General features: G+C 73.5%; 21 protein-coding genes. 10 read left to right on the top strand and 11 right to left on the bottom strand.

Translation table 11 applies throughout. From position 1 onward, the window contains the following. The 7 genes from MRBLMG1_RS06000 to MRBLMG1_RS05970 form a co-directional block, all read right to left on the bottom strand. Complete coding sequence (locus MRBLMG1_RS06000) at positions 1-1,134, bottom strand: glycosyltransferase (protein ID WP_367821451.1); 1,134 nt, start codon at positions 1,132-1,134, stop codon at positions 1-3. Next, positions 1,131-1,934, bottom strand: a complete 804-nt coding sequence (locus MRBLMG1_RS05995; protein WP_367821449.1) for a polysaccharide deacetylase family protein — start codon at positions 1,932-1,934, stop codon at positions 1,131-1,133. The genes MRBLMG1_RS06000 and MRBLMG1_RS05995 overlap by 4 nt, the downstream gene beginning before the upstream one ends. Then, complete coding sequence (locus MRBLMG1_RS05990) at positions 1,831-3,585, bottom strand: lipid II flippase MurJ (protein WP_414721499.1); 1,755 nt, start codon at positions 3,583-3,585, stop codon at positions 1,831-1,833. The genes MRBLMG1_RS05995 and MRBLMG1_RS05990 overlap by 104 nt, the downstream gene beginning before the upstream one ends. Before the next feature lie 187 nt (positions 3,586-3,772). Further along, a complete protein-coding gene (locus MRBLMG1_RS05985) occupies positions 3,773-5,101 on the bottom strand; it encodes an O-antigen ligase family protein (protein WP_367821447.1) in 1,329 nt (442 codons plus the stop codon). Positions 5,102-5,103: 2 nt separating this feature from the next. Beyond that, positions 5,104-6,555: an exopolysaccharide biosynthesis polyprenyl glycosylphosphotransferase gene (locus MRBLMG1_RS05980; protein WP_367821445.1), complete on the bottom strand. Its 1,452-nt coding sequence runs from the start codon at positions 6,553-6,555 to the stop codon at positions 5,104-5,106. Next, on the bottom strand, positions 6,552-7,688 hold the full coding sequence (locus MRBLMG1_RS05975; protein WP_367821443.1) for a glycosyltransferase: 1,137 nt from the start codon (positions 7,686-7,688) through the stop codon (positions 6,552-6,554). The genes MRBLMG1_RS05980 and MRBLMG1_RS05975 overlap by 4 nt, the downstream gene beginning before the upstream one ends. A gap of 1 nt (position 7,689) precedes the next feature. Next, complete coding sequence (locus MRBLMG1_RS05970; RefSeq protein WP_414721494.1) at positions 7,690-8,727, bottom strand: DUF3344 domain-containing protein; 1,038 nt, start codon at positions 8,725-8,727, stop codon at positions 7,690-7,692. A 403-nt stretch (positions 8,728-9,130) separates the two neighbouring features. Between MRBLMG1_RS05970 and MRBLMG1_RS05965 the strand changes: the two genes are divergently transcribed. The 6 genes from MRBLMG1_RS05965 to MRBLMG1_RS05940 all read left to right on the top strand — a co-directional run bounded on the left by MRBLMG1_RS05965 (position 9,131) and on the right by MRBLMG1_RS05940 (position 13,379). Beyond that, on the top strand, positions 9,131-9,370 hold the full coding sequence (locus tag MRBLMG1_RS05965) for a chaplin (RefSeq protein ID WP_056551723.1): 240 nt from the start codon (positions 9,131-9,133) through the stop codon (positions 9,368-9,370). 275 nt (positions 9,371-9,645) lie between these two features. Next, positions 9,646-10,572 (top strand): hypothetical protein, encoded by a 927-nt coding sequence (locus MRBLMG1_RS05960; RefSeq protein WP_367821439.1) that lies wholly within the window; start codon positions 9,646-9,648, stop codon positions 10,570-10,572. A 225-nt stretch (positions 10,573-10,797) separates the two neighbouring features. Continuing rightward, complete coding sequence (locus tag MRBLMG1_RS05955; RefSeq protein ID WP_367821437.1) at positions 10,798-11,079, top strand: hypothetical protein; 282 nt, start codon at positions 10,798-10,800, stop codon at positions 11,077-11,079. Between the two features lie 233 nt (positions 11,080-11,312). Beyond that, on the top strand, positions 11,313-12,197 hold the full coding sequence (locus MRBLMG1_RS05950; RefSeq protein ID WP_367821435.1) for a hypothetical protein: 885 nt from the start codon (positions 11,313-11,315) through the stop codon (positions 12,195-12,197). Positions 12,198-12,312: 115 nt separating this feature from the next. Then, complete coding sequence (locus MRBLMG1_RS05945; protein WP_367821433.1) at positions 12,313-12,825, top strand: hypothetical protein; 513 nt, start codon at positions 12,313-12,315, stop codon at positions 12,823-12,825. Positions 12,826-13,100: 275 nt separating this feature from the next. Continuing rightward, on the top strand, positions 13,101-13,379 hold the full coding sequence (locus MRBLMG1_RS05940) for a chaplin (protein WP_367821431.1): 279 nt from the start codon (positions 13,101-13,103) through the stop codon (positions 13,377-13,379). A gap of 67 nt (positions 13,380-13,446) precedes the next feature. Here the strand turns inward: MRBLMG1_RS05940 and MRBLMG1_RS05935 are convergent, their stop codons facing one another. Together MRBLMG1_RS05935 and MRBLMG1_RS05930 are read right to left on the bottom strand one after the other, a co-directional pair. After that, positions 13,447-14,313 (bottom strand): tyrosinase family protein, encoded by an 867-nt coding sequence (locus MRBLMG1_RS05935; protein ID WP_367821429.1) that lies wholly within the window; start codon positions 14,311-14,313, stop codon positions 13,447-13,449. Beyond that, complete coding sequence (locus MRBLMG1_RS05930) at positions 14,297-14,698, bottom strand: tyrosinase family oxidase copper chaperone (protein ID WP_367821428.1); 402 nt, start codon at positions 14,696-14,698, stop codon at positions 14,297-14,299. Before MRBLMG1_RS05930 ends, MRBLMG1_RS05935 begins: the two co-directional genes overlap by 17 nt. Before the next feature lie 150 nt (positions 14,699-14,848). Here MRBLMG1_RS05930 and MRBLMG1_RS05925 point away from each other — a divergent pair, with 150 nt between their 5' ends. From MRBLMG1_RS05925 to MRBLMG1_RS05915, 3 genes are read left to right on the top strand one after another with little or no spacing between them, the layout of a single operon-like run. After that, a complete protein-coding gene (locus MRBLMG1_RS05925) occupies positions 14,849-15,352 on the top strand; it encodes a DUF5949 family protein (protein WP_367821426.1) in 504 nt (167 codons plus the stop codon). Positions 15,353-15,371: 19 nt separating this feature from the next. Further along, the gene (locus MRBLMG1_RS05920; protein WP_367821424.1) at positions 15,372-16,022 is read left to right on the top strand and encodes a vitamin K epoxide reductase family protein; all 651 of its coding nucleotides are present in this window, start codon (positions 15,372-15,374) and stop codon (positions 16,020-16,022) included. Between the two features lies 1 nt (position 16,023). Continuing rightward, positions 16,024-17,049 (top strand): glycoside hydrolase family 26 protein, encoded by a 1,026-nt coding sequence (locus tag MRBLMG1_RS05915; RefSeq protein WP_367821422.1) that lies wholly within the window; start codon positions 16,024-16,026, stop codon positions 17,047-17,049. Here MRBLMG1_RS05915 and MRBLMG1_RS05910 read toward each other — a convergent pair. Further along, a complete protein-coding gene (locus tag MRBLMG1_RS05910) occupies positions 17,012-17,629 on the bottom strand; it encodes a TetR family transcriptional regulator (RefSeq protein WP_367821420.1) in 618 nt (205 codons plus the stop codon). The two genes, MRBLMG1_RS05915 and MRBLMG1_RS05910, sit on opposite strands and share 38 nt — an antisense overlap. Positions 17,630-17,647: 18 nt before the next feature. Beyond that, positions 17,648-18,334 carry a PAQR family membrane homeostasis protein TrhA gene (gene trhA, locus MRBLMG1_RS05905; RefSeq protein ID WP_367821418.1) on the bottom strand — a complete coding sequence of 229 codons (687 nt, stop codon included), beginning with the start codon at positions 18,332-18,334 and terminating at the stop codon, positions 17,648-17,650. Positions 18,335-18,531: 197 nt separating this feature from the next. Between trhA and MRBLMG1_RS05900 the strand changes: the two genes are divergently transcribed. Continuing rightward, on the top strand, positions 18,532-20,355 hold the full coding sequence (locus MRBLMG1_RS05900; RefSeq protein WP_367821416.1) for a phosphoenolpyruvate carboxykinase (GTP): 1,824 nt from the start codon (positions 18,532-18,534) through the stop codon (positions 20,353-20,355). Positions 20,356-20,406 lie beyond the last annotated feature (51 nt).

Raw genomic sequence — 20,406 nt, 5'->3', positions numbered from 1 at the left:
TCACTTCGCGGGGGAGGGGGTGCCGTGGACGGACTGTTCGTAGAGGGACATCAACTGCCGGGCGCTGTGCGCGATGTCGTAGTGGCGGGCGGCCGCCGGCGCGGGCAGCCGGGCGAGCCGGGCGTCGCGGATGCCGCACAGCGCGGAGACCAGCTCGGACACGGACTCGCCGATCCGGCGCGCGCCCGGTGCCGCGTCCGGTGGCAGGTCGTCGATCGCCGGGCAGGCCACGTACAGCGCGGGCAGGCCTGCGGCGAGCGCCTCGACGACGGCCAGCCCGAAGGTCTCGTCGGGGGAGGTGGACACGAAGACGTCCATCGCGGCGAGCAGCCCGGGCAGCGACGGCCCGGCGGAGGCGGCGGCCGGCGGGTCCTCGCGGGCCCCGGCGAGCAGCACCCGGCCGGCGGCCCCGCACTCGCCCGCCACCCGCAGCAGCTCCTCGCGGTGCCCGCCCTCGCCGACGAGCAGCAGCCGCGCCTCCGGTACCGACGCCACCGCCCGCACCAGCCGGTCGAACCGCTTCCCCGGCGTGAGCCGCCCCACCCCGCCCACCACATAGGCGTCCTCGGGGATGCCGAGGGCGGCCCGGGCGAGGCGGCGGGCGCCCTCGTCGAAGGCGAATCGGTCCGTCTCGATGCCGTTGGGCACCACCCGGATGCGGTCCCGGGGCACGCCCCAGTCGGCCAGCCGGCGGGCCACGCTGGGCGAGACGGCGACCGTGGACGTGCCGAGCCGCTCGGACGCGAGGTACAGGGCGCGGGTGCCCGCGGACAGCGGCCGGCCCTCGATCTGCGTCTCGCCGAGCGAGTGCTCGGTGGCGATCACCCGCCGGACGCCGGCGATCCTGGCCGCCGTCCTGCCGTACACGCACGCCCGGTACAGATGGGTGTGGACGAGGTCGTAGCGGCCCTGGCGGACGATGCGGGCGAGCCGGGGCAGCGCCCCGAGGTCGCGGTTGCCGGTCATGCCCAGATGGGTGACGCGGGTGCCGTCCGCCTCGATGCCCGCGGCGACCGCGCCGGGATTGGTGAGGGTCACCACCCCGCTGCTGACCGGGAGGTGACGGAGCAGCAGCCTCAGCTGCTGCTCGGCGCCGCCGATGCCGAGCCCGGTGATGACGTGCAGGACCTTCACAGCGCGACCGCCGCGGCGGGGTCGTGCCGGGCGTGGACCAGATCGGCGGGGTGGCGGCGGCGCAGCGGGTGCAGCGCCCGCTTGGCGGTGAGCCGCCACGAGGTGTCGTCCTCGCCGATGTGGACGCGGGGCAGGGCGTACGTCCCGGTGTGCGCGCCCGGGTCGATCGCGCAGGCGTAGCGGTAGCCGGCCTTCCGTACGGCGTGGATCGCGCGCGGGTCGACCTGCCCGTACGGGTAGCAGAAGCCGTCCACCGGCGTCCCGGTCATCTCCTCCAGGAGCTCGCGGCTCAGCCGGGTCTCGGCGGCGAGCACCGTGTCGTCGGCCCCGGTGAGGGAGACGTGCGTCAGGCCGTGCGAGCCGATCTCCATGCCGGCGTCGGCGATCCGCAGGATCTCGTCCTCGGTCAGCAGGGACTTGCTCGGCCCGGCGGTGTCCCAGGCGTTCGTCCCGCCGAGCCGGCCCGGCAGGACGTAGACCGTCGCCGTGAAGCCGTGCCGGCGCAGCAGCGGCAGCGCCGAGTCGAGGAAGTCCGCGTACCCGTCGTCGAAGGTGAGGCCGACGAGGCCCTTGGCGCGCCCGGCGGCGGTGGCGGCGAGCAGCTCCCGCACCGAGACCCCGCGCAGCCCCCGGTCGCCCAGCCAGTGCAGCTGCCGGGCGAAGCGCACGGGGGAGACGGTCACCCGGTACGGGTCGTCAGCGGTGTCCGTGATCGAGTGGTACATCGCGACCCACAGGGGCGGCTTCACCCACAGGGGCGGCTTCGGCAGCAGACGGCGCAGCGCGGTGGCGGCGGGCATGGGGGGTCCTCCGGAAGGCGGAGCGGGGCAGGGGCGGAATCTCGGGCGCCTTGGCGGCGCAGGCGATGAAGAGCAGGAACACGCCGCAGACGGCCAGGCAGGCGGCGGCGACGGCGAGGGCGGCGGGGCCGATCGCGAGCTGGCAGAGCCAGCCGGTGCCGGTGGCCCACGCGCCCGCGGTGGCGAGCCGGAGGAGACCCTCGCCGAGCCGGTCGACGCGGACCGGGACGGCCTGCCGGTGGGCGCCGCGCAGCAGCAGGACGGCGGTGAGGGTGATCCCGAGGGCGTTGGCGGCCGCGATGCCGACCGCGCCCCAGTAGTGGGCGCCGGGGACGCCCGCGGCGGCGGTCGTGGCGAGGCCCGCGGCCATGGCGGCGGCCGGGTACCAGAGCGGGCGGGCGGCGGAGAAGTAGCAGCGGACGAGGGCGCCGACCATCGTCTGGCCGAGCAGCCCCAGCGCGTAGACGCGCATGACGGCGGCGGTGGAGGTGGTGTCGGCGGCACCGAACTCGCCCCGCTCGAAGAGGAGTTCGACGATCCGGGGGGCGGCGGCGATCACGGTCGAGGCGCCGACGAGCACCACGACCGCGGCCATCAGCAGATCCCGCTCGACCCGGCGGCGGGCCGCCTCGGTGTCGCCCGCGGCGAGCGCGCGGGCGACCACCGGGAAGCTGACCGTGCACAGCATCAGGGAGAGGATCATCGGCATCTGGGCGACCTTCTGCGCGTAGTTCAGATGCGAGATGGCGCCGGCGGGCAGCGGGGACGCGAGGAAGCGCTCGATCAGCGTCTGGGACTGGCGGCACAGCGAGAACGCGACGACGGGCGCGATCAGACCGAGGAGCACGATCCGGCCCTCGCCCGAGTCACCGGACGCGAGCGACTCCGGCTCCCGCACCGGACGCGCCCGCAGCTCGCGCAGCAGCGACGGCGCCTGCACGAGCACCATCAGTACGCCGCCGACCGCCACCCCCGCGGCGGCCGAGCGCACCCCCCACGGCTCGCGCAGCAGCAGGATCGTGCCGATGATGCCGACGTTGTACGCCACGTAGATGGTCGCCGGCGGTACGAAGCAGCCGTGCGCGCGCAGTGCCGCCGAGCAGTACCCCACCAGCGCGAACGACAGCACGCACGTCCCGGTGAGCCGGGTGCAGTCGACCGCGAGCCCCGGGTCGGGCAGCCCCGGCGCGAGCGCCGACACGAGCAGTGGCGCCGCTAGGACGAGGAGCACGGCGGCGGCCCCCACGGCCAGCGTCAGCCGGGGCAGCGTGCCCCGCACGAGCACCCGCACCGGGTCGCCGAACGGGCTCCCCGAACGCCGCGCCAGGGCACGGGAGAACGCCGGCACCATGATCAGCGCCATCGCGTCCTCGATCAGCAGCGTCGACGCGAACTCGGGCACCGTCCACGCCACCAGGAACGCGTCGGTCTCGGCCCCCGCCCCGAAGTACCCCGCCAGGATCTGGTCCCGTACGAGCCCCAGCAGCGCCCCCAGCGCCGTCAGCGCGGCCGTCACCGCGGCGGCCTTCGCCAGGAACCCGCGCCCCTGCGTCCGGTCGCCGCCCCGGCGGGGCGTCCGCCCGCGGGCGTGCGCCCGACGGCCCGGAGGACGGGCCGGCAGCGGCGCGAGACCGCGGACCGCCTCCGTCACCGCGCCGGTCGCGGCGCCCGTGGCCCCCGGCAGCAGCGCGGCCCCCGGGGCCCACGGGGAGTCCGTGGGGCCCGGAGGCGCGGTCGGCCAGGGGTCGGTCAGCGGTGCGCCGCACGGAGGCCGGGGCGCGGGGCGCGGTCCGTCGGGCCACGGGGTGTCCGTGGGTTCCGGTTCACCCGCCCACGGGTCACGCACGCCTCACCTCCGCCAGCGCCCACCACGCCGCCAGGCCCATCACGACCGACATCAGGACGGTCGAGGGGCCGCCGATGTCCGCGTAGAAGAAGTCGATGAGCTGCCAGGCGAGCAGGCCCGCCGCGACCAGCGCGCAGTCCGCGCCGAGCCGCCACCGGCGCAGCGCGCACACGAGCAGCGCCACCCAGCTGCCGGCCAGCGCGAGGAGCCCGACCAGGCCCTGCTCGCTCAGCACCAGGAGGTACATGTTGTGCGGGGACAGCAGCGGCTGGCGCGCGAAGGCGGCGCCCGCGCCGGCCGTGTCGCTGCCGGAGGAGAGCGCCAGCGAGGCGTTCGAGTCGCGGTACGCGGGAAAGCCCTTCAGACCGACGCCCGTGACCGGCTCCGCCCGCCACATCCGCCCCGCCGCCGCCCACATCGTGTACCGGTCGGTCACCGACTGGTCGGGCGCCGCCGCCACCTGCGTGATGCTGGTGACCCGCTCCTTCACCATCGACGAGCCGATCCCCAGACCACCGACGAGGACCACCCCGAGCGCGCCCGCGGCGAGCACCACCCGGGCCGCCCGCCGCACCCCCGAGAGCAGCAGCTGGATCCCGCAGGCGAGGACGGTCGCGATCCACGCGCCCCGGCTGAACGACAGCACCAGCGGCACGAGGAGGAGGCCCGCGCAGGCCAGCGCCGCCGTCCGGGTCCGGCCCGGCTCGCTGCCGAGCGCGATCCCTGTGACGACCACGAGCCCGTACGCCACCACCGTCGCCATGCCCATCACGTCGGTCGCCCCGAAGGTGCCGACGGCCCGGATGTCCTCGCCCTGGTACGAGGCGCCCGTCCCGGTCAGGTACTGCACGACCCCGACCGCGCCCTGGAGCAGCGCGAAGGCGACGAGACCCCAGGCGACCACGGCGAAGTCCCGCCGGTCGCGGATCGTCAGGAGCACGGCCGCCGGGACGAGGACGAAGACCTGCACGTAGCGGGCGACGCCAGGCAGGCTCGCCGCCGGGTCGTTCGAGGTGATCGCGGCCAGGCAGATCCCGAGCACCGGCAGACCGAGGACGACGGCCGCCGCCCGGGTCAGCGGCCGGGCGCCGCCGCGCAGCACCCGGATGAGACAGATCACGACGAGGAGCCCGGAGGCCGCGTCCGCGACCGTGCCCGTACCGCCGGTGCCGCCCTGCGCGCCGCCGCCGCCCGGGACGAGCAGCAGCGCGATCACGGCGAGGACCGGGGACAGCGCACCGGCCCGGCGGACCCACTCCCGTACGTCCGCCGTCTCCCGCGCCGCGGGAACCGCCGGTACCGTCGTCACGGCCGTGGCCATCCTCAGCTCCCCGTGGGTCGGACGAGCCCGGCCGCCGTGCGCAGCAGGATGCAGACGTCCTGCCAGAGCGACCAGTGGTCGATGTAGTGGTTGTCGAAGCGGCAGCGGTCCTCGATCGAGGTGTCGCCGCGCAGACCGTGCACCTGCGCCAGACCGGTCAGCCCCACCGGCATCCGGTGACGGGCCGCGTACCCGGCGTGGATCTTGCTGAACTGGGCGACGAAGTAAGGGCGTTCGGGCCGTGGACCGACCAGGCTCATGTCGCCGCGCAGCACGTTCCACAGCTGAGGCAGCTCGTCGAGGGAGCTCTTGCGGAGGAAGCCGCCGGCCGCGCTCATCCGCCGGTCGCCCGCCACGTTCCACCGGGTCGCCGACTCGGTGTCGTCGGAGGGCCGCAGCGTACGGAACTTCAGAAGCGTGAAGTGACGGCCGTGCTGGCCCACCCGCTCCTGCCGGAAGAGGACCCCGGGACCGTCCGAGAGGCGCACGGCGAGCGCGCAGAGCAGCAGGACCGGAAGGGCGCACGCGAGCGCGGGAGCGGCGAGCGCGATGTCGAGCGCCCGCTTGGCGATCCGCCCGCGCCGCTCGGACCGCGGGGCGACCCGGTGCCAGGCGTACCCCCACAGGTGCTGGGCCATCGGCCCGTGCTGGTGCCGGCCGCCGACCCGCCAGGTGGCGCAGCCGTAGTGCTGGAACAGCGTCATCAGACCGGGGTCGTCGTCCAGGAACACCGCGTCGCGCACGGCGTTCTGGATGACGGCCCGGTGGATCTCCTCGGTCGTCGTGAGCACCGGCAGCCCGGCCTCCCCGGGCGCCCGGGGCGCACCGCCCTGCTCCGGCACGCCGACGATCCCCACCGGCCGCACCCCGTACTCGGGATGGTGGGCGACCGCCGCCGCGAACCGCCGCGCCGCCCCCGCACCGCCGACGACGAGCGCCGACCGCGGATGGGCGCGCGCGATCCGGCGCCGCCGGGCCAGCAGCACGGCGCGGACCAGGCACACGACGGCGACGTGCGTGCCGTACGCGGCGCAGAGCCGCAGCGGCCCGATCGCGAGCGCCGGGGAGTACGCGGCGACGCCGGCCGCCGCCAGACACCAGACGACCCCGGCGCGGGAGGCCAGCGCGGGCAGCTCGTCGAGGGCCCGGACGTACGCGGCCGGCCGGTAGAGCCCCGCACGGCCGTCGAGGACCAGCACGAGCACCGCGACCGGCAGCAGCAGCCGGACGTCGCGGTGCGCCGCGCCGAGCAGGGTGGCCGCGGTCAGCACGGCCAGGACGTCGACGGCCACGAGCGGCGCCACGCCGGACCGCGGCCGCACCCGGCGGTGGCGCGGCAGCGCGAGCCGGTCGGTCGTGCCGCGGCGCGGCGCGAGGGAGGCGAGGCCGAAGGCCTGGCCCGCCGTGGGCCAAGGGCCCGGCGAGGAGGGGACGCTGGTACTTTCCGTGGTCACTGCGCAATCGGCTCTCTGTGCTCGGCCCCCCGCACTCCGGCCAGTTCGCGGTAGACGTCCGCGACGGCCGCGCCGGTGCGCCGGACATCGAATCTGCTGAGTACGTGCTCGTGGGCCTCCCGGCCCAGGCGGTGCCGCAGCTCGGGCCGGCCGAGGAGGCGGCCCAGAGCGGTGGCGAGCGCGGCCGGGTCCTCGGGCGGGACCAGGCACTCGGGTGCGTGGGCGGGCGGCAGGCTCTCGCGCGCCCCGTCGACGTCGCTGACGACGACCGGCCGACCGCTCGCCATCGCCTCCAGGGGCGCGAGCGCCATCCCCTCCCAGCGGGACGGCAGGACGACCACGTCCGCCGCCCGGTACCAGGGGACGGTGTCGTCGACGGCCCCGGTGAACCGCACCGAAGGGCCGGCCGCGGCACGCAGCCGCTCGCCGTCCGGGCCGTCGCCGACCAGGACGAGCCGGGCCGTGGGCACCTCCGCGAGGACGGCGGGCCAGGCGGCGAGCAGCACGTCCTGGCCCTTCTGGCGGCAGAGCCGGCCCACGCAGACGACCGTGGGGGCGGGGTTGCCGGGCGGCCCGTCCGTCGCGAACCTGGCCACGTCCACGCCGTTGTGGACGACCGACCAGTCCGCCACCACGCCGGCGGCCTCGCCGGTACGCCGCTCGGCCTCGCTCACACAGACGATCCGGTCCGTCCAGCGCGCCCCGAACCGCTCCCAGCGGCGGGCGAGCGCGGCGGTGGTCCCCTCGACCGCCTCGAACGACCAGGCGTGCGGCTGATACACCGTCGGAACCCGTCCGCGCAGGGCGAGTCGGGCGCAGAGCCCGGCCTTGGCGCTGTGCGCGTGGACGAGTCCGGGCCGGACCGCGCGGATCAGCCGGGCCAGCTCGCGCGTCTCGCGGACCAGTCGGGGACCGGGGTCCCGGCCGGCCCGCCAGTCGCGGGTGTCGGCGCCCTCGGCGGCGACGGCGGCGGACAGGGGGGTACCGGGCGGGCAGGCGACCGCGACCCGCAGGCCGGCGGCGAGTTGGGCGCGGACCAGGTCGACGACGACACGGGCGACCCCGCCGTCACCCGGCTGGACCGCGTGCAGGACGGTGACGGACCCGGGGTCCGCATCAAGTGGTGACAGCACGTCAGCGCCGGACGTCCGCCTGGAGGAAGAGCGCACCGAGCCAGACGGTGTCCTTCTCGCTGCCGAACCGGACCTCGACACGGTCGCCCCCCTCGCGCAGCGCGCCCCGCAGATCGAAGACGTCGGAGTCGTACCCCAGGCTGTTCGTACCATCGGGGAAGCGGACCGTACGACCGGCGCCGAATTCGGTGATGCTGGAGTTCATGACGTCTTCCGCGGAATTGGCGGAATCGGAGAGCCGCGTGCTCTTCGAGCTGCTCGTATCCACCGCCAGGTAATCCCCGGAAGTGCCGCGGTCGCCGTCATAGGCGATCACTCCGAGCTGTCCGCGCGTGCCCTTGGGAAAACGGTTCCCGTCCACCGGCACGCGGAGCTCGCGGCGATCGGGACCGACCGTTTCGAAACCGTCCCAGACGCCGATCCTGCGCAGCGGTTCCGACTCCTTCTCGTACGCGGCGACGAGCGTCCAGCCGCCCCAGCCGCCGACCTCCGAGCGGCCCATGGCGACGTTGACCTGGGCGACCGTCCACTGGCCCCGACGGGCCGAGCGGACCAGCTCGGTGACGTCGGCGGAGGCCTGGAACGCGTCGGCGCCGTCCGCCGTGCGGTGACCGATCAGCGAGTCCGCGAGGAGCGCCTTGTACGACCCGCCGGGCTCGGCGATCAGCACCCGGCCGTTGTCCTTCGCCGGCTTCTGCTCGCCCACCCGCAGGTTGCCGCCCCAGTAGAGACGGGCCCAGTTGACCCGCGCGCCCGCGGGCACCGCGAGTTCGGCGCGGCTGGAGTTATACGTGTTGGGGTCGCTGTCCACGTCGACGTACGCGATCGACGCGCCGTCGTTCACCGACTCGGTGCCCTTCGCGCCCTTCGCCGAGGAGTTGGCGGCGCGCACCACTCCGCCGTGCTGCACGGCCTCGTACCGCGCGGCGAAGGGGACACGGGCCGCCTCCCGGGGCGGCAGGGGAGCGGCGGCGGAGGCGACCGGCAGCGCGGTGGTCAGCGCCGCACACGACAGGGCGCACAGCGCGCTGCGACGCACGGCTGGAATCGCAGAATTCCGCATACAGGTTCTCCGCTTTGCTGAGAGAAGAGAGGGAAGACCCGAGAAGGCCGGGCGGGAGGAAGGTGTCGTCCGCACGAAATGAGTGAACGCGCGGCCGGCCCGGAAGCAACGTTCGGGAACGTTATAACCCCGACGCGGGGCGATAGTAAGCATTAGATGCTCGGAAACGCTAACTCCCGTATCCGCGTGGCAGGTTCCTCGTTGTGCGTGTTGCGCCATTCCACGCCCAGTCGCTCGAATGGCCCTCCTATGGCCCAAAGATCGGTTGAACGTCACCCGTTCGGGAGAGCAACCGATGAAAACCGGGGGCGTTGTTGAGAGAGCCGGGCCGAACAGTCCGCGCAGTCCGAGTTGAATTTCGATCGAGGAGAGCTTCGCCATGTCCCGTATCGCCAAGGCCGTTGTCCTGACCGTGGGTGCCGCCGCCGCCGTCGCCGGTGCCGCCGGTGCCGCCGCCGCCGACGCCGGTGCCGAGGCCGCGGCCGTGAAGTCCCCCGGCGTCGGCTCCGGCAACGTCGTCCAGGTCCCGGTGCACATCCCGGTCAACCTCTGCGGCAACACCGTCAGCGTCATCGGCGCGCTGAACCCGGCCTTCGGCAACACCTGCGTCAACGCCTGATCGGCCACGCCTGATCGGTCCTTCCGAAGCCGGTGCGTCCATCCCCCGAGGTGGGCGCACCGGCTTTTTCCTTGTCGTCACTGGGTCGGTACTCGTTCGGCCGCACGCTGGTGCGCCGTTCGGTGCAACGGCGTACGCCCCTTCGGGGGGCAGGGTGCGGGGGCGGATTCACTCGAACGGAGACGTGGCGCTCGGTAGTTCCGCGGTTGCGTAGCGCTATACCCGCAGGCACCGTGAGAGAGCAGTTGTCCGACGCATAAGGAAAAGGAACACATATGCGTCCCCTCGCTACACCCCGTCTCACCGCCCTGGCGATATCCGCCGTCCTCACCCTCGGCGCGGCGGGACCCGCCGTCGCCGGCGAGCACCATCCGTCCACCGCGGCCGACCGGGCCGCCCGCGCACCCCTCCCCGAAGCCGCCGCCCTGCTGACCCAGGCCGAGGCGCTCGGCGAACTGGGTTCGGTGACGGCCCCCGTGACCGAACTCGTCACCGCCGCCCTCAAAGCCGAATCCGGCCAGCTCCCCGCGGCCGACGCCGACGCCCTCAAGGCCAAGATCGCGGCCGCCGTCGACCAGGCCAAGGACACGGTCCCGGCCCCGCTGCCGGACACACCCGCGCCCGACGTCCCCGTCACCGCGCCAGAGCTCCCGGTGACCCCGCCCGCGGCCGACCTGCCGGTGACCCCGCCCGCGGCCGACCTGCCCGTGACCCCGCCCGCGCCGGAGCTCCCGGTGACCCCGCCCGCGGTGGGGGCTCCCGTGGGGCTGCCTTTGAAGCCGCCGGTGAATCTGCCCGTCGCGGCCGGGGCGAAGGCCGCGCCCGTGAAGGCCGCGCCGGCGGACGTGGTGGGCGACGCGCTCGCCACGGTCGAGAAGGCGGTCGCGGGGCTGCTCGCCGCCGTCACCTCGGGTGACGCGGCGGGTGTCGTCCCGCAGGTCACGGCCACTCTGACCTCGCTGGTCAACCTGGCCGTCGCGACCGTGCTCGGCAGCGGACTCCCCGCGCCGGACCTGGCCGGGCTGCCTGCCCTGCCGGCGCTCCCGGCCGCCGTGCCCGAGGTGCCGGTGGACCCGCCGGAGCTGCCGGTCGACCCGCCCCAGCTGCCGGTCGACCCGCCCCAGCTGCCGGTCGACCCGCCGGTGAAGCCGCCGGTCGCCGTGCCCGAGCTGCCGGTCAAGCCCCCGCTGCCGGTCCGGTAGTCACCCGTGCGTCCCGTGCCGGTCCGGCGTCCGTCGGACCGGTACGGACGTGTGCGATCGGCAAATAGCACCGGTCCGCATCGATCGGGTGCAGTGTCGAGAAATCCTTCCTCCCGGAGTTTCCGGGGAGCGCACTCCTCGTTACAGAAGCAGGACGACGTACAGGATTCGGCCAAGAAGCCTGTATGGAACGTGACTTGAAAGTACAGAGGAAGGATTCATCCCATGAAGCCCACCAAGGTCGCCGCGGTTCTCGCCGGTTCGCTGATGGCGCTGGGTGCCGCCGCGCCCGCCATGGCCACCGAGGCGCTGACCCCCACCAGCCTGAACGGTGGACTCGAAGCGATCGCCGCCAATGGGCTGAAGACGGACGTGCTGAGCAGCACCACGGACGGCTCCCCGGTCAAGAGCGTCACGGACGCGGCCACCCAGCTGAACGACACCGCCAAGGGCGCCCCGCTGCTCGGCGGCCTCCCGGTCCCCGGTGGACTCCCGCTCGGCGGCTGACATCACATCAGGACCTCTGCCCCCAGGGCATTTACGGCGGCCACGGTGCCGCCGTCTCCCACGGTCGGCTGATCGAATGATTTTCAGATCAGCTGCCGTGTGGTCCCCGCTGTAGGCCATGTGCCGACCCATACCCTCTGGCCAATCCCACGCGAACGTCGGCGTGGAGCAGGCCGGTCGGAGCGAGGGGGGATCCTCGCCGGTCTCTCCCTTTTCTCCAGAGGAAGAGCGGTATGCGGTCCATCATCAGCAGGAAAGTACTCACCGCGGCGGCAGCGACCGGCATCCTGTCGCTGAGCGGCGGATTCGCCCTTGCCGCGGGCTCCCACGCCGGCACGGGCGACGGGTCGGGCCCCGCCACCGCCGGCCATGCCCAGGCCCCCCTGCCGGCGGACGTCTGCGGCCAGAGCATGGAACTCGGCGGCTTCGTCGCGGCAGCCGTCGGCGACCTCTGTGCCCACGCGGAGGAACCCGGCGGCTACGGCGACGAGCCGGGCGGACCGACCCACCCGCCCACGCACCCGCCCACCCACCCGCCCACGCACCCGCCGACCTCTCCGCCGGCCTCGACGCCGCCGGCCTCGACTCCGCCGCCGTCCACCCCGCCGGCGTCCACCCCTCCGCCCACGCATCCCGGTGAGTGCGAGGAGCCCGCGCCCGGTGAGGAGCCGGAGCCCGGGTGTGAGGAGCCGTCGACCCCGCCGGCGTCCACCCCGCCGGCCTCGACGCCGCCCGCGTCGACTCCGCCGGCGTCCACCCCTCCGCCCACGCATCCCGGTGAGTGCGAGGAGCCCGCGCCCGGTGAGGAGCCGGAGCCCGGGTGCGAGGAGCCGTCGACCCCGCCGGCCTCGACCCCGCCCGCGTCCACGCCGCCCGGCTCGACGCCTCCGCCCACGCACCCGGAGGAGCCCGGTGAGTGCGAGGAGCCCGCGCCCGGTGAGGAGCCGGAGCCGGGCTGCGAGGAGCCGTCGACCCCGCCGTCCACGCCCGGTCACCCCGAGCTTCCCGACACCGGAAGCGACCCCGCGCTCATGGGCGCGGCCGCGATCAGCGCGGCGCTGATCATCGGCGGCGGCGTCGTCTACCTCCGCGGCGGACGGATCAGCCGGCGCCACTGACCCGACGGGTCGGTACGCGTCAACGCGGGCCCTTGCCTTCACCGGTGAGGGCCCGCGCGTTGCTGCACATGGGTTAGTCCCGCCACGTTTCGGCCAAGGGGCTCGTTCACCTCACATGACTCTGCGTTCTCACGCGGGCATGGGCCTCCTCATGACCGCACTCGCGTCCGCCGCCCTGGCCTCTCCCGCCGCCGCCGTCGAGGCGCCGGTGATCGTCCCCCTCCAGGGCCTGGAGCCGGTCCTCCCGATGGACGCGCCGACCGTGGCGACCGGCGTTCCCGTCCCGATGCCGGGTGCGCCCACCGGCTTCCAGAAGGGCGTCGGCGCGCTGCCGGACGCCACGCTGCCCAGCGTGCCGCTCGCCGGCACCCTGCCGAAGACCGTCGTCGACGCGCCGCTGCCCGAGGTCCTCAAGGGCAGTGAGCCCGGTCGGGCGCTGCTCAGCAGCCCGCACTCGGAGATGAAGGCGGCCACCCCGGGCGCCGTCGTCGGCAACCCGCTGGAGGCCCCGCGCGGCAACGGGCTCGGCGGCCTGCCGGACCTGGCGAAGCCTCAGGTCGGCCTCCTCACCCCGGTGCTCAGCGGAGCCCTCGACCCCCAGCTCGGCCTCGCGCAGGACGGGCACTGACACCACCGCCCCCCGGGCGGGTGAAGACACGATTCTTCCCCGCCACCCCAGGGGCTCTCGCTCGTTGCAGGAAGAGGCTTGTCGCATGGCCGCGGCCCGCGACCGAGGCCGTCCCGTCGTATCCGGCGGCGGACGGCATTTCGGCCGCGGGCCATTCTTTCGATTTTCTTTCTTCCCGTTCGGCCCAATGGCCGTGACCCGGCCGGGACACGGGCGTTGAACGGGAATGACGGCCGTGATTCCTGCGGTCGCTTTCCACGTCCAAGGAGTTCTTGATGTCTCGCATCGCGAAGGCTGCCGCAGTTCTCGCCGGCACGGGTGCCGTTGCCCTCAGCGGAGCCGGCCTGGCCGTCGCCGACTCGGGCGCCGAGGCCGTCGCCGCCCACTCTCCCGGTGTCGCCTCCGGCAACGTCGTCCAGGTCCCGGTCCACGTGCCCGTGAACCTGTGCGGCAACACCGTCAACGTGATCGGTCTGCTGAACCCGGCGTTCGGCAACACCTGCATCAACGCCGACGGTGGCCACGGCAACGGTGACGGCGGCTACGGCGGCTGATCCCCCCGTTCCACGCACGTGTCCCCCCGGCCCGCTGGGCCGGGGGGACACGTGCGTGCGGAGGCGCTCACGCGTAGCGGTAGATCCGGCTGTGGTCGAACATCTCCGCCGGCGTCACGCCCCAGGGCGCCATCGGCTGGTGGCGGGCCGCGACCTTCCGGTACTGCGCGTCGCCCAGCGGCGGCGGCTCCGCGGGCAGGTAGGCGGCGCCGGGGTTGCGCTGCTGCCACCGCGACCACACCAGGTCGACGAAGGAGTGGTGCAGCCAGAAGACCGGGTCGTTCACGGAGCCGCCGCCGAGCATCAGCCCGCCGACCCAGCGGTGCACCCGGTTGTGGATGCGGAACCGCTCGTTGCCCCGGCCCGGCGCCCAGCCCTCCAGGCGGTTGCGGAAGCCGGACGCGCTCGTCGAGTTCCAGGGCGCCACGTCGTACACCCGCTCCCGCATCACCTCGTCGAGCTGCGCCGCCGTCGGGAGGGCGATCGGGTCGCGGGGGCGGCCGAAGTCCCTGGTCAGGAAGCGGGTCTCGGTCATGGCGTACGTGATGTTCCACCGCCCGGCGGAGTGGGCGAAGGGGCCGGTCATCACCTGGAGGTCGGCGCGGCGGCCGTTGCCGCCCAGGAAGTCCTCGCCCCAGATCGAGGACGCCGGGCTGTTGTCGCGGGTCCAGTCCCAGTACGGCACGGACACCGTCGGGTCGACGCGGCGCAGGGCCCGCTCGAACTCCAGCAGGAACCTGCGGTGCCAGGGCAGGAAGCTCGGCGTCATGTGGGCGATCCGGAGCCGGCCCTCCCCGTCCGCCGAGTAGTAGTCGATGTGGGTGCGGACGAAGTCGTCGTACACACCCGTCCGTTTGAGCTCCAGGACGGCGGCGACGAACTTCCGGCGCTCGGCGCCGGTCAGGTCGCGCTGGTTCTTACGCGTGTACACCACGCGGGCTCCCTCCCGTCGGGTCGGTGGGGACGCCGTGGGCGCCGGCGAACCGGGAGAGCCGGGAGGTGCCCAGCTCGTCCACGGCCGCGCGGGTGGCTTCCAGCGGCGTCGGGCAGGACTCGTAGTGGTCGATCGGGGTGACGTAACCGCCGTCGGCACAGCGCATCAGGTGCAGCGGCCGGCCGTCGACGAGCGCCACGGGGCCGCCGTCCGGGCCGGTGAAGCCGAGCAGGCGACGGCCCGCGTACATCTCGTCGAAGGCGTGCGGGTCGCGCGGGGCGCCCGACGGCGGGCGGGCCGCGATGCGGCCGAGAGCGCCGCCCGTGAAAGCGGTGACGGCCAGCGCGAAGAGGGACCGCAATGCGACGCGGCGCGGGACGATCATGAGTGATCTCCTCGTGGTCGGCTAATGCCCTCAGGGCACAACGATGAAAACCCGCGTTCGTTGCGGCGGAAATGCCAGCGGCGTGAATGTCGGCCGTTCGAGTGAAATCGGCGCGGGGAAAGGGTGGTCGGAGCATTACCATCCGGATTCATGACCACTTCCAACGTCGTTTCCTCGGCGCGCAGCGCCTCTCCGCTGGGAACTCTCACGGTGATCCCGTGGTCCAGCGAGCCCTCCGCCGACTCGGCCGGTACGCCGTTCCTCATGGCGTACTCGCTCGGCGACGGCCGGGACGGGCCGGAGGCCGGTCAGCAGGCGATGCGGGCGGCCCTGGAGTCGATGGGCCTGTCCGTCGGCGACCGCCTCTTCGACCTGGAGAAGGACGCCGGGATCAACGCCACGCTGCTCGTCGAGGGCGGCTCGGCCGTCCTCAACCTGCCCTTCCTGAAGGTGCAGTGCCCCGTGCCGGACGATTGGCAGGAGGCCGCCCGCGAGCGCGGACAGGTCTACCTCATCTGCTCGGTGCGGCCCTGGCCCGAGGCGGTGCCGGGGCAGCCGGTCGACGAGGCGCGGCTGCGCTCCTTCGTCTCCGACGAGGAGATGCTCGCGGACAGCGCCCACGTCCTGATGCCGGTCCGCCGCCTCCAGGGCTGAGCGGGAAGGGGGTCGCGCCATGGCGACGGTGAACGTACGGGGCGGGGTGCCGGGGCAGCGGCAGGAGGAGGCCGCGCGGGAGACCGCGGGGGCGACGCACGGCGCGAGCCGGGCCTTCGCCTGGATGCTGATGATCACCGGGGCGGCGGGCGTGCTCTCCGGCTGGGTGATCACGATCGACAAGTTCAAGCTCCTGGAGGACCCCGGCTTCCAGCCCGGGTGCAGCCTGAACCCGGTCGTCTCCTGCGGCAGCGTCATGAAGAGCGAGCAGGCGGCGGTCTTCGGCTTCCCCAACCCGATGCTCGGGCTCGTCACGTACGCCGTCGTCGTCGCCGTCGGGGCCGGGCTGCTCGCGGGGGCCCGCTACCGGGGCTGGCTGTGGCTCGGCCTGAACGCCGGGATGCTGTTCGGCGTGGGCTTCTGCGGCTGGCTGATGTACCAGTCGCTGTACGAGATCAACGCGCTCTGCCTGTGGTGCTGCCTGGCGTGGGTCGCCACCATCGTCATGTTCTGGTACGTCACCGCGCGGAACGTCCGCAACGGCGTCCTCCCCGCCCCGGCCGGGCTGCGGACCTTCTTCGGCGAGTTCGCCTTCGCCCCGCCCGTCCTGCACATCGGGATCATCGGGATGCTGATCCTGACCCGGTGGTGGGACTTCTGGACGAGCTGACGTGAACCCCCTCCCCTCCTGGCCGCGGGCCGCACTGACCGTGCTGCTCGCGGCCCTTGCCGTGCTCCTGCTCGTGCCGGACCGGCTCGCGCCCGGGGGGCGGCACGCCGGCGGGCGGGCGGTGCCCGCACCGGATCCCGAGCCGCTGCCGGGGGTGCCGTCCGGGTTCTTCACCGGCTCCGACGAGGCCGGGGTGCGGCGGATCGCCGGGGTGCAGGCCTGGCTCGGCGGGGCCGCGCTGAGCGTCGGGCACACCTATCTGCCGGGCGACCGCTGGTCCAACATCGAGGGGCACGCGGCGCTCTTCGGGCCGTGGGCGCGCTGGAAGGCGGAGCGGCCCGGGCGGCTCTTCGTGCTGAACGTGCCGCTGCTCGACCGCAGTGAGGAGGGCCTGGCGGACGCCGAGGTGCGGGCGGGGCTGCGCCGGGGTGCGGCGGGCGCCTTCGACGGGCACTTCCGGGTGCTGGGGGAGCGGTTGGTGGAGCACGGCCTCGGGGACGCGGTCCTGGTCCTGGGCTGGGAGATGAACGGCACCACGTACAGCCATCGCTGCGGGCCCGACCCGACGGCCTGGAAGGCGTACTGGCGGCGGGTGGTGGAGGTGCTGCGGGGGGTGCCGGGGCAGCGGTTCCGGTTCGACTTCACCCCGAGCCGGGGGCTCGACGCCGTGGCGTGGCCGCGCTGCTACCCCGGGGACGACGTCGTCGACATCATCGGCATGGACGCCTACGACCAGCCCGCGGGGCTCTCCTTCGAGGAGCAGGTGACCGAGGAGTACGGGCTCGAACACCACGTGCGGTTCGCGGCGGCGCACGGGAAGCCGGTCTCGTACCCGGAGTGGGGGCTCTTCCGGAACGGGGACAACCCGCTGTACGTCCGCGGGATGCTCGACTGGTTCGCGGCGCACCGGCCCGTCTACCAGACCGTCACCGACTACTGCCCGCACGGGGTGTGGGGGTGCGCGGACAATCCGGAGTCGGCGCGGATCGTCAGGCGGGCCCTGGGGGTGCCGTCAGGCCGCTCCTGAGGGTGTCGACCGTGCGGTTCAGGAGGGCGGGCAGGTCGTCGGCGCGGTCGCGCTCGGCCCAGTAGACGGCCGCCTCGCGCAGTGCGCCGAGGGCCGCCGCCGTGAAGATCCGTACCTCCAGGTCGTCGGCGTCCCGGCCGGTCCGCTCGGCGACGGCGCGGGCGAGGCGGCGGCCGGTCGCGGCGGTCGTCTCGGTGAGCCGGGCGCGTACGGAGGGGATCTCCACCATCAGCCGGGCGCGGAGCCGGGCCGTCTCGGGGTCCTCCGCGAAGGCGGTGCGGACGGCTTCGAGGACGACGGCGCGGAGGGATTCGAGGGGCTCCTCGCCGGCCGGGCGGGCGCGGAGCCGGCCCTCCATGAGGGCGTCGTTCTCGTCGGTGAGGACGATGTCCTCGCGGACCGGGAAGTAGCGCACGACGGTGGAGGGGGAGACCTCGGCGGCCTCGGCGATCCGTTCGAGGGTGGCGGCGTCCCAGCCCTGCTCGGCGGCGAGCCGGTAGGTGGCCTTCCGGATCGCCGCGCGGGTCTTCGCCTTCTTGCGTTCGCGGAGGCTCGGGAGAGGGCTGGGTTCGGCGGCCATGGGTGGCATTGTCCCAGGTCAGGAGTGCTGGTAGGCGACCAGTGAGATGCCGACGTAGTGGACGATGAAGGCCGCGAGGGTCAGCGAGTGGAAGACCTCGTGGAAGCCGAACCAGCGCGGGGACGGGTTCGGGCGCTTCATGCCGTAGATGACGCCGCCCGCGCTGTAGAGCAGTCCGCCGACGATGACGAGGACGAGGACGGCGACGCCGCCCGCGTGCATGAAGTCGGGCAGGAAGAAGACGGCGGCCCAGCCCATCGCGATGTAGCAGGGCGTGTACAGCCAGCGGGGGGCGCCGACCCAGAAGACGCGGAAGGCGATGCCGGCCGTCGCCGCCGCCCAGACCGCCCACATCAGCGGCTTCGCCGTGGAGTCGGGGAGCAGCAGCAGGGTGAGCGGGGTGTAGGTGCCCGCGATGATCAGGAAGATGTTGGCGTGGTCGAGGCGGCGGAGCACGGCCTCGCCGCGCGGTCCCCAGTCGCCACGGTGGTACAGCGCGCTGATGCCGAAGAGCAGGCAGGCGGTGAGGACGTAGATCCCGCAGGCGATCCGGGCGCGGGGGGTTTCCGAGAGGGCGACGAGTGCGAGGCCCGCGACGACCACGGCGGGGAACATGCCCGCGTGCAGCCAGCCTCTGAGCCGGGGCTTCGTCGGGAGCGACGTCGGGCGCTCGATCGGGGTCACTTCCGGCGTTGCTGCAGTCATGGAAACGAATCGTACCTACGCCCCCGTAGGTGCCGGATACGAGTGGCGATGCTCACGTGTGCACCCCCCTGGACATATGGGCGGATCCATCGGATGATCAAATGAGTGCGGTCGGCACCGGATGAGCAGCTACGAAGCATCCGGGTCGCGGCCCCCACGGGGCAGACATCTAAAAAACCCCTCAACAAGGAGCAATCGTGGCGCGCGACAACGCGGCTCCCACCACCGTCCCCACCCAGCACCAGGAGCTCGCCTCCTGGGTGAACGAGATCGCCGAGATCACCCAGCCGGACAACATCGTCTGGTGCGACGGGTCCGAGGCCGAGTACGAGCGCCTGTGCGAGGAGCTCGTCGCCAAGGGGACCTTCACGAAGCTCGACCCGGTCAAGCGCCCGAACTCGTACTACGCCGCCTCCGACCCGACCGACGTCGCGCGCGTCGAGGACCGGACCTTCATCTGCTCCGAGAAGGAGGAGGACGCGGGCCCGACCAACCACTGGAAGGCCCCGGCCGAGATGAAGGAGCTCTTCGCGGGCTCCGAGGGCATCTTCCGCGGCTCCATGCGCGGTCGCACCATGTACGTCGTGCCCTTCTGCATGGGCCCGGTCGGCTCCCCGCTCTCCGCCATCGGCGTCGAGATCACCGACTCCGCGTACGTCGCCGTGTCGATGCGCACCATGACCCGCATGGGCCAGGCCGTCCTCGACGAGCTCGGCACCGACGGCTTCTTCGTCAAGGCCGTCCACACCCTCGGCGCCCCCCTGGAAGAGGGCCAGGAGGACGTGCCGTGGCCCTGCAACTCCACCAAGTACATCTCGCACTTCCCCGAGACCCGCGAGATCTGGTCGTACGGCTCCGGCTACGGCGGCAACGCCCTGCTCGGCAAGAAGTGCTACGCGCTCCGCATCGCGTCCGTCATGGCGCGTGACGAGGGCTGGCTCGCCGAGCACATGCTGATCCTCAAGCTGACCCCGCCGCAGGGCGAGGCCAAGTACGTCGCCGCCGCCTTCCCGTCGGCCTGCGGCAAGACCAACCTGGCCATGCTGGAGCCGACGATCTCCGGCTGGACCGTCGAGACCATCGGCGACGACATCGCCTGGATGCGCTTCGGCGAGGACGGCCGCCTCTACGCCATCAACCCCGAGGCCGGTTTCTTCGGCGTCGCGCCCGGCACCGGCGAGCACACCAACGCCAACGCCATGAAGACCATGTGGGGCAACTCCGTCTTCACCAACGTCGCCCTCACGGACGACGGCGACGTGTGGTGGGAGGGCATGACCGAAGAGCTGCCCAAGCACCTCACGGACTGGAAGGGCAACGACTGGACGCCGGACTCCGAGACGCCGGCCGCCCACCCGAACGCCCGCTTCACCGTGCCGGCCGGGCAGTGCCCGATCATCGCGCCGGAGTGGGAGGACCCGAAGGGCGTGCCGATCTCGGCGATCCTCTTCGGCGGCCGCCGCGCCTCCGCCGTCCCGCTGGTCACCGAGTCCTTCGACTGGAACCACGGCGTCTTCCTCGGCGCGAACGTCGCCTCCGAGAAGACCGCCGCCGCCGAGGGCAAGGTCGGCGAGCTGCGCCGCGACCCGTTCGCCATGCTGCCGTTCTGCGGCTACAACATGGGCGACTACATGGCCCACTGGGTCAAGGTGGGCGCGAACGCCGACGCCGCGAAGCTGCCGAAGATCTACTACGTGAACTGGTTCCGCAAGAACGACGCCGGCAAGTTCGTCTGGCCCGGCTTCGGCGAGAACAGCCGCGTCCTGAAGTGGATCGTCGAGCGCCTCGACGGCAAGGCCGAGGGCGTCGAGACCCCGATCGGCATCCTGCCGACCCCGGCGTCCCTCGACACCGACGGCCTGGACCTGCCGGCCGAGGACCTGGAGTTCCTCCTCAAGGTCGACCGTGACGTGTGGCGCGAAGAGGCCGCCCTCGTCCCCGACCACCTGAACACCTTCGGCGACCACACGCCGAAGGAGCTGTGGGACGAGTACCGCGCCCTCGTGGAGCGCCTCGGCTAGTCCCCCCGAGACTCGTGGTGGGTTGCCCCGAAACACCGCCCTGACCAGTGG

Origin of the sequence: Streptomyces sp. LMG1-1-1.1 (assembly GCF_040815545.1) — a bacterium.
Taxonomy (GTDB): Bacteria; Actinomycetota; Actinomycetes; order Streptomycetales; family Streptomycetaceae; genus Streptomyces.
The sequence above is the reverse complement of the archived record's forward strand: the minus strand, read 5'-3'. Positions and strand labels throughout refer to the sequence as shown.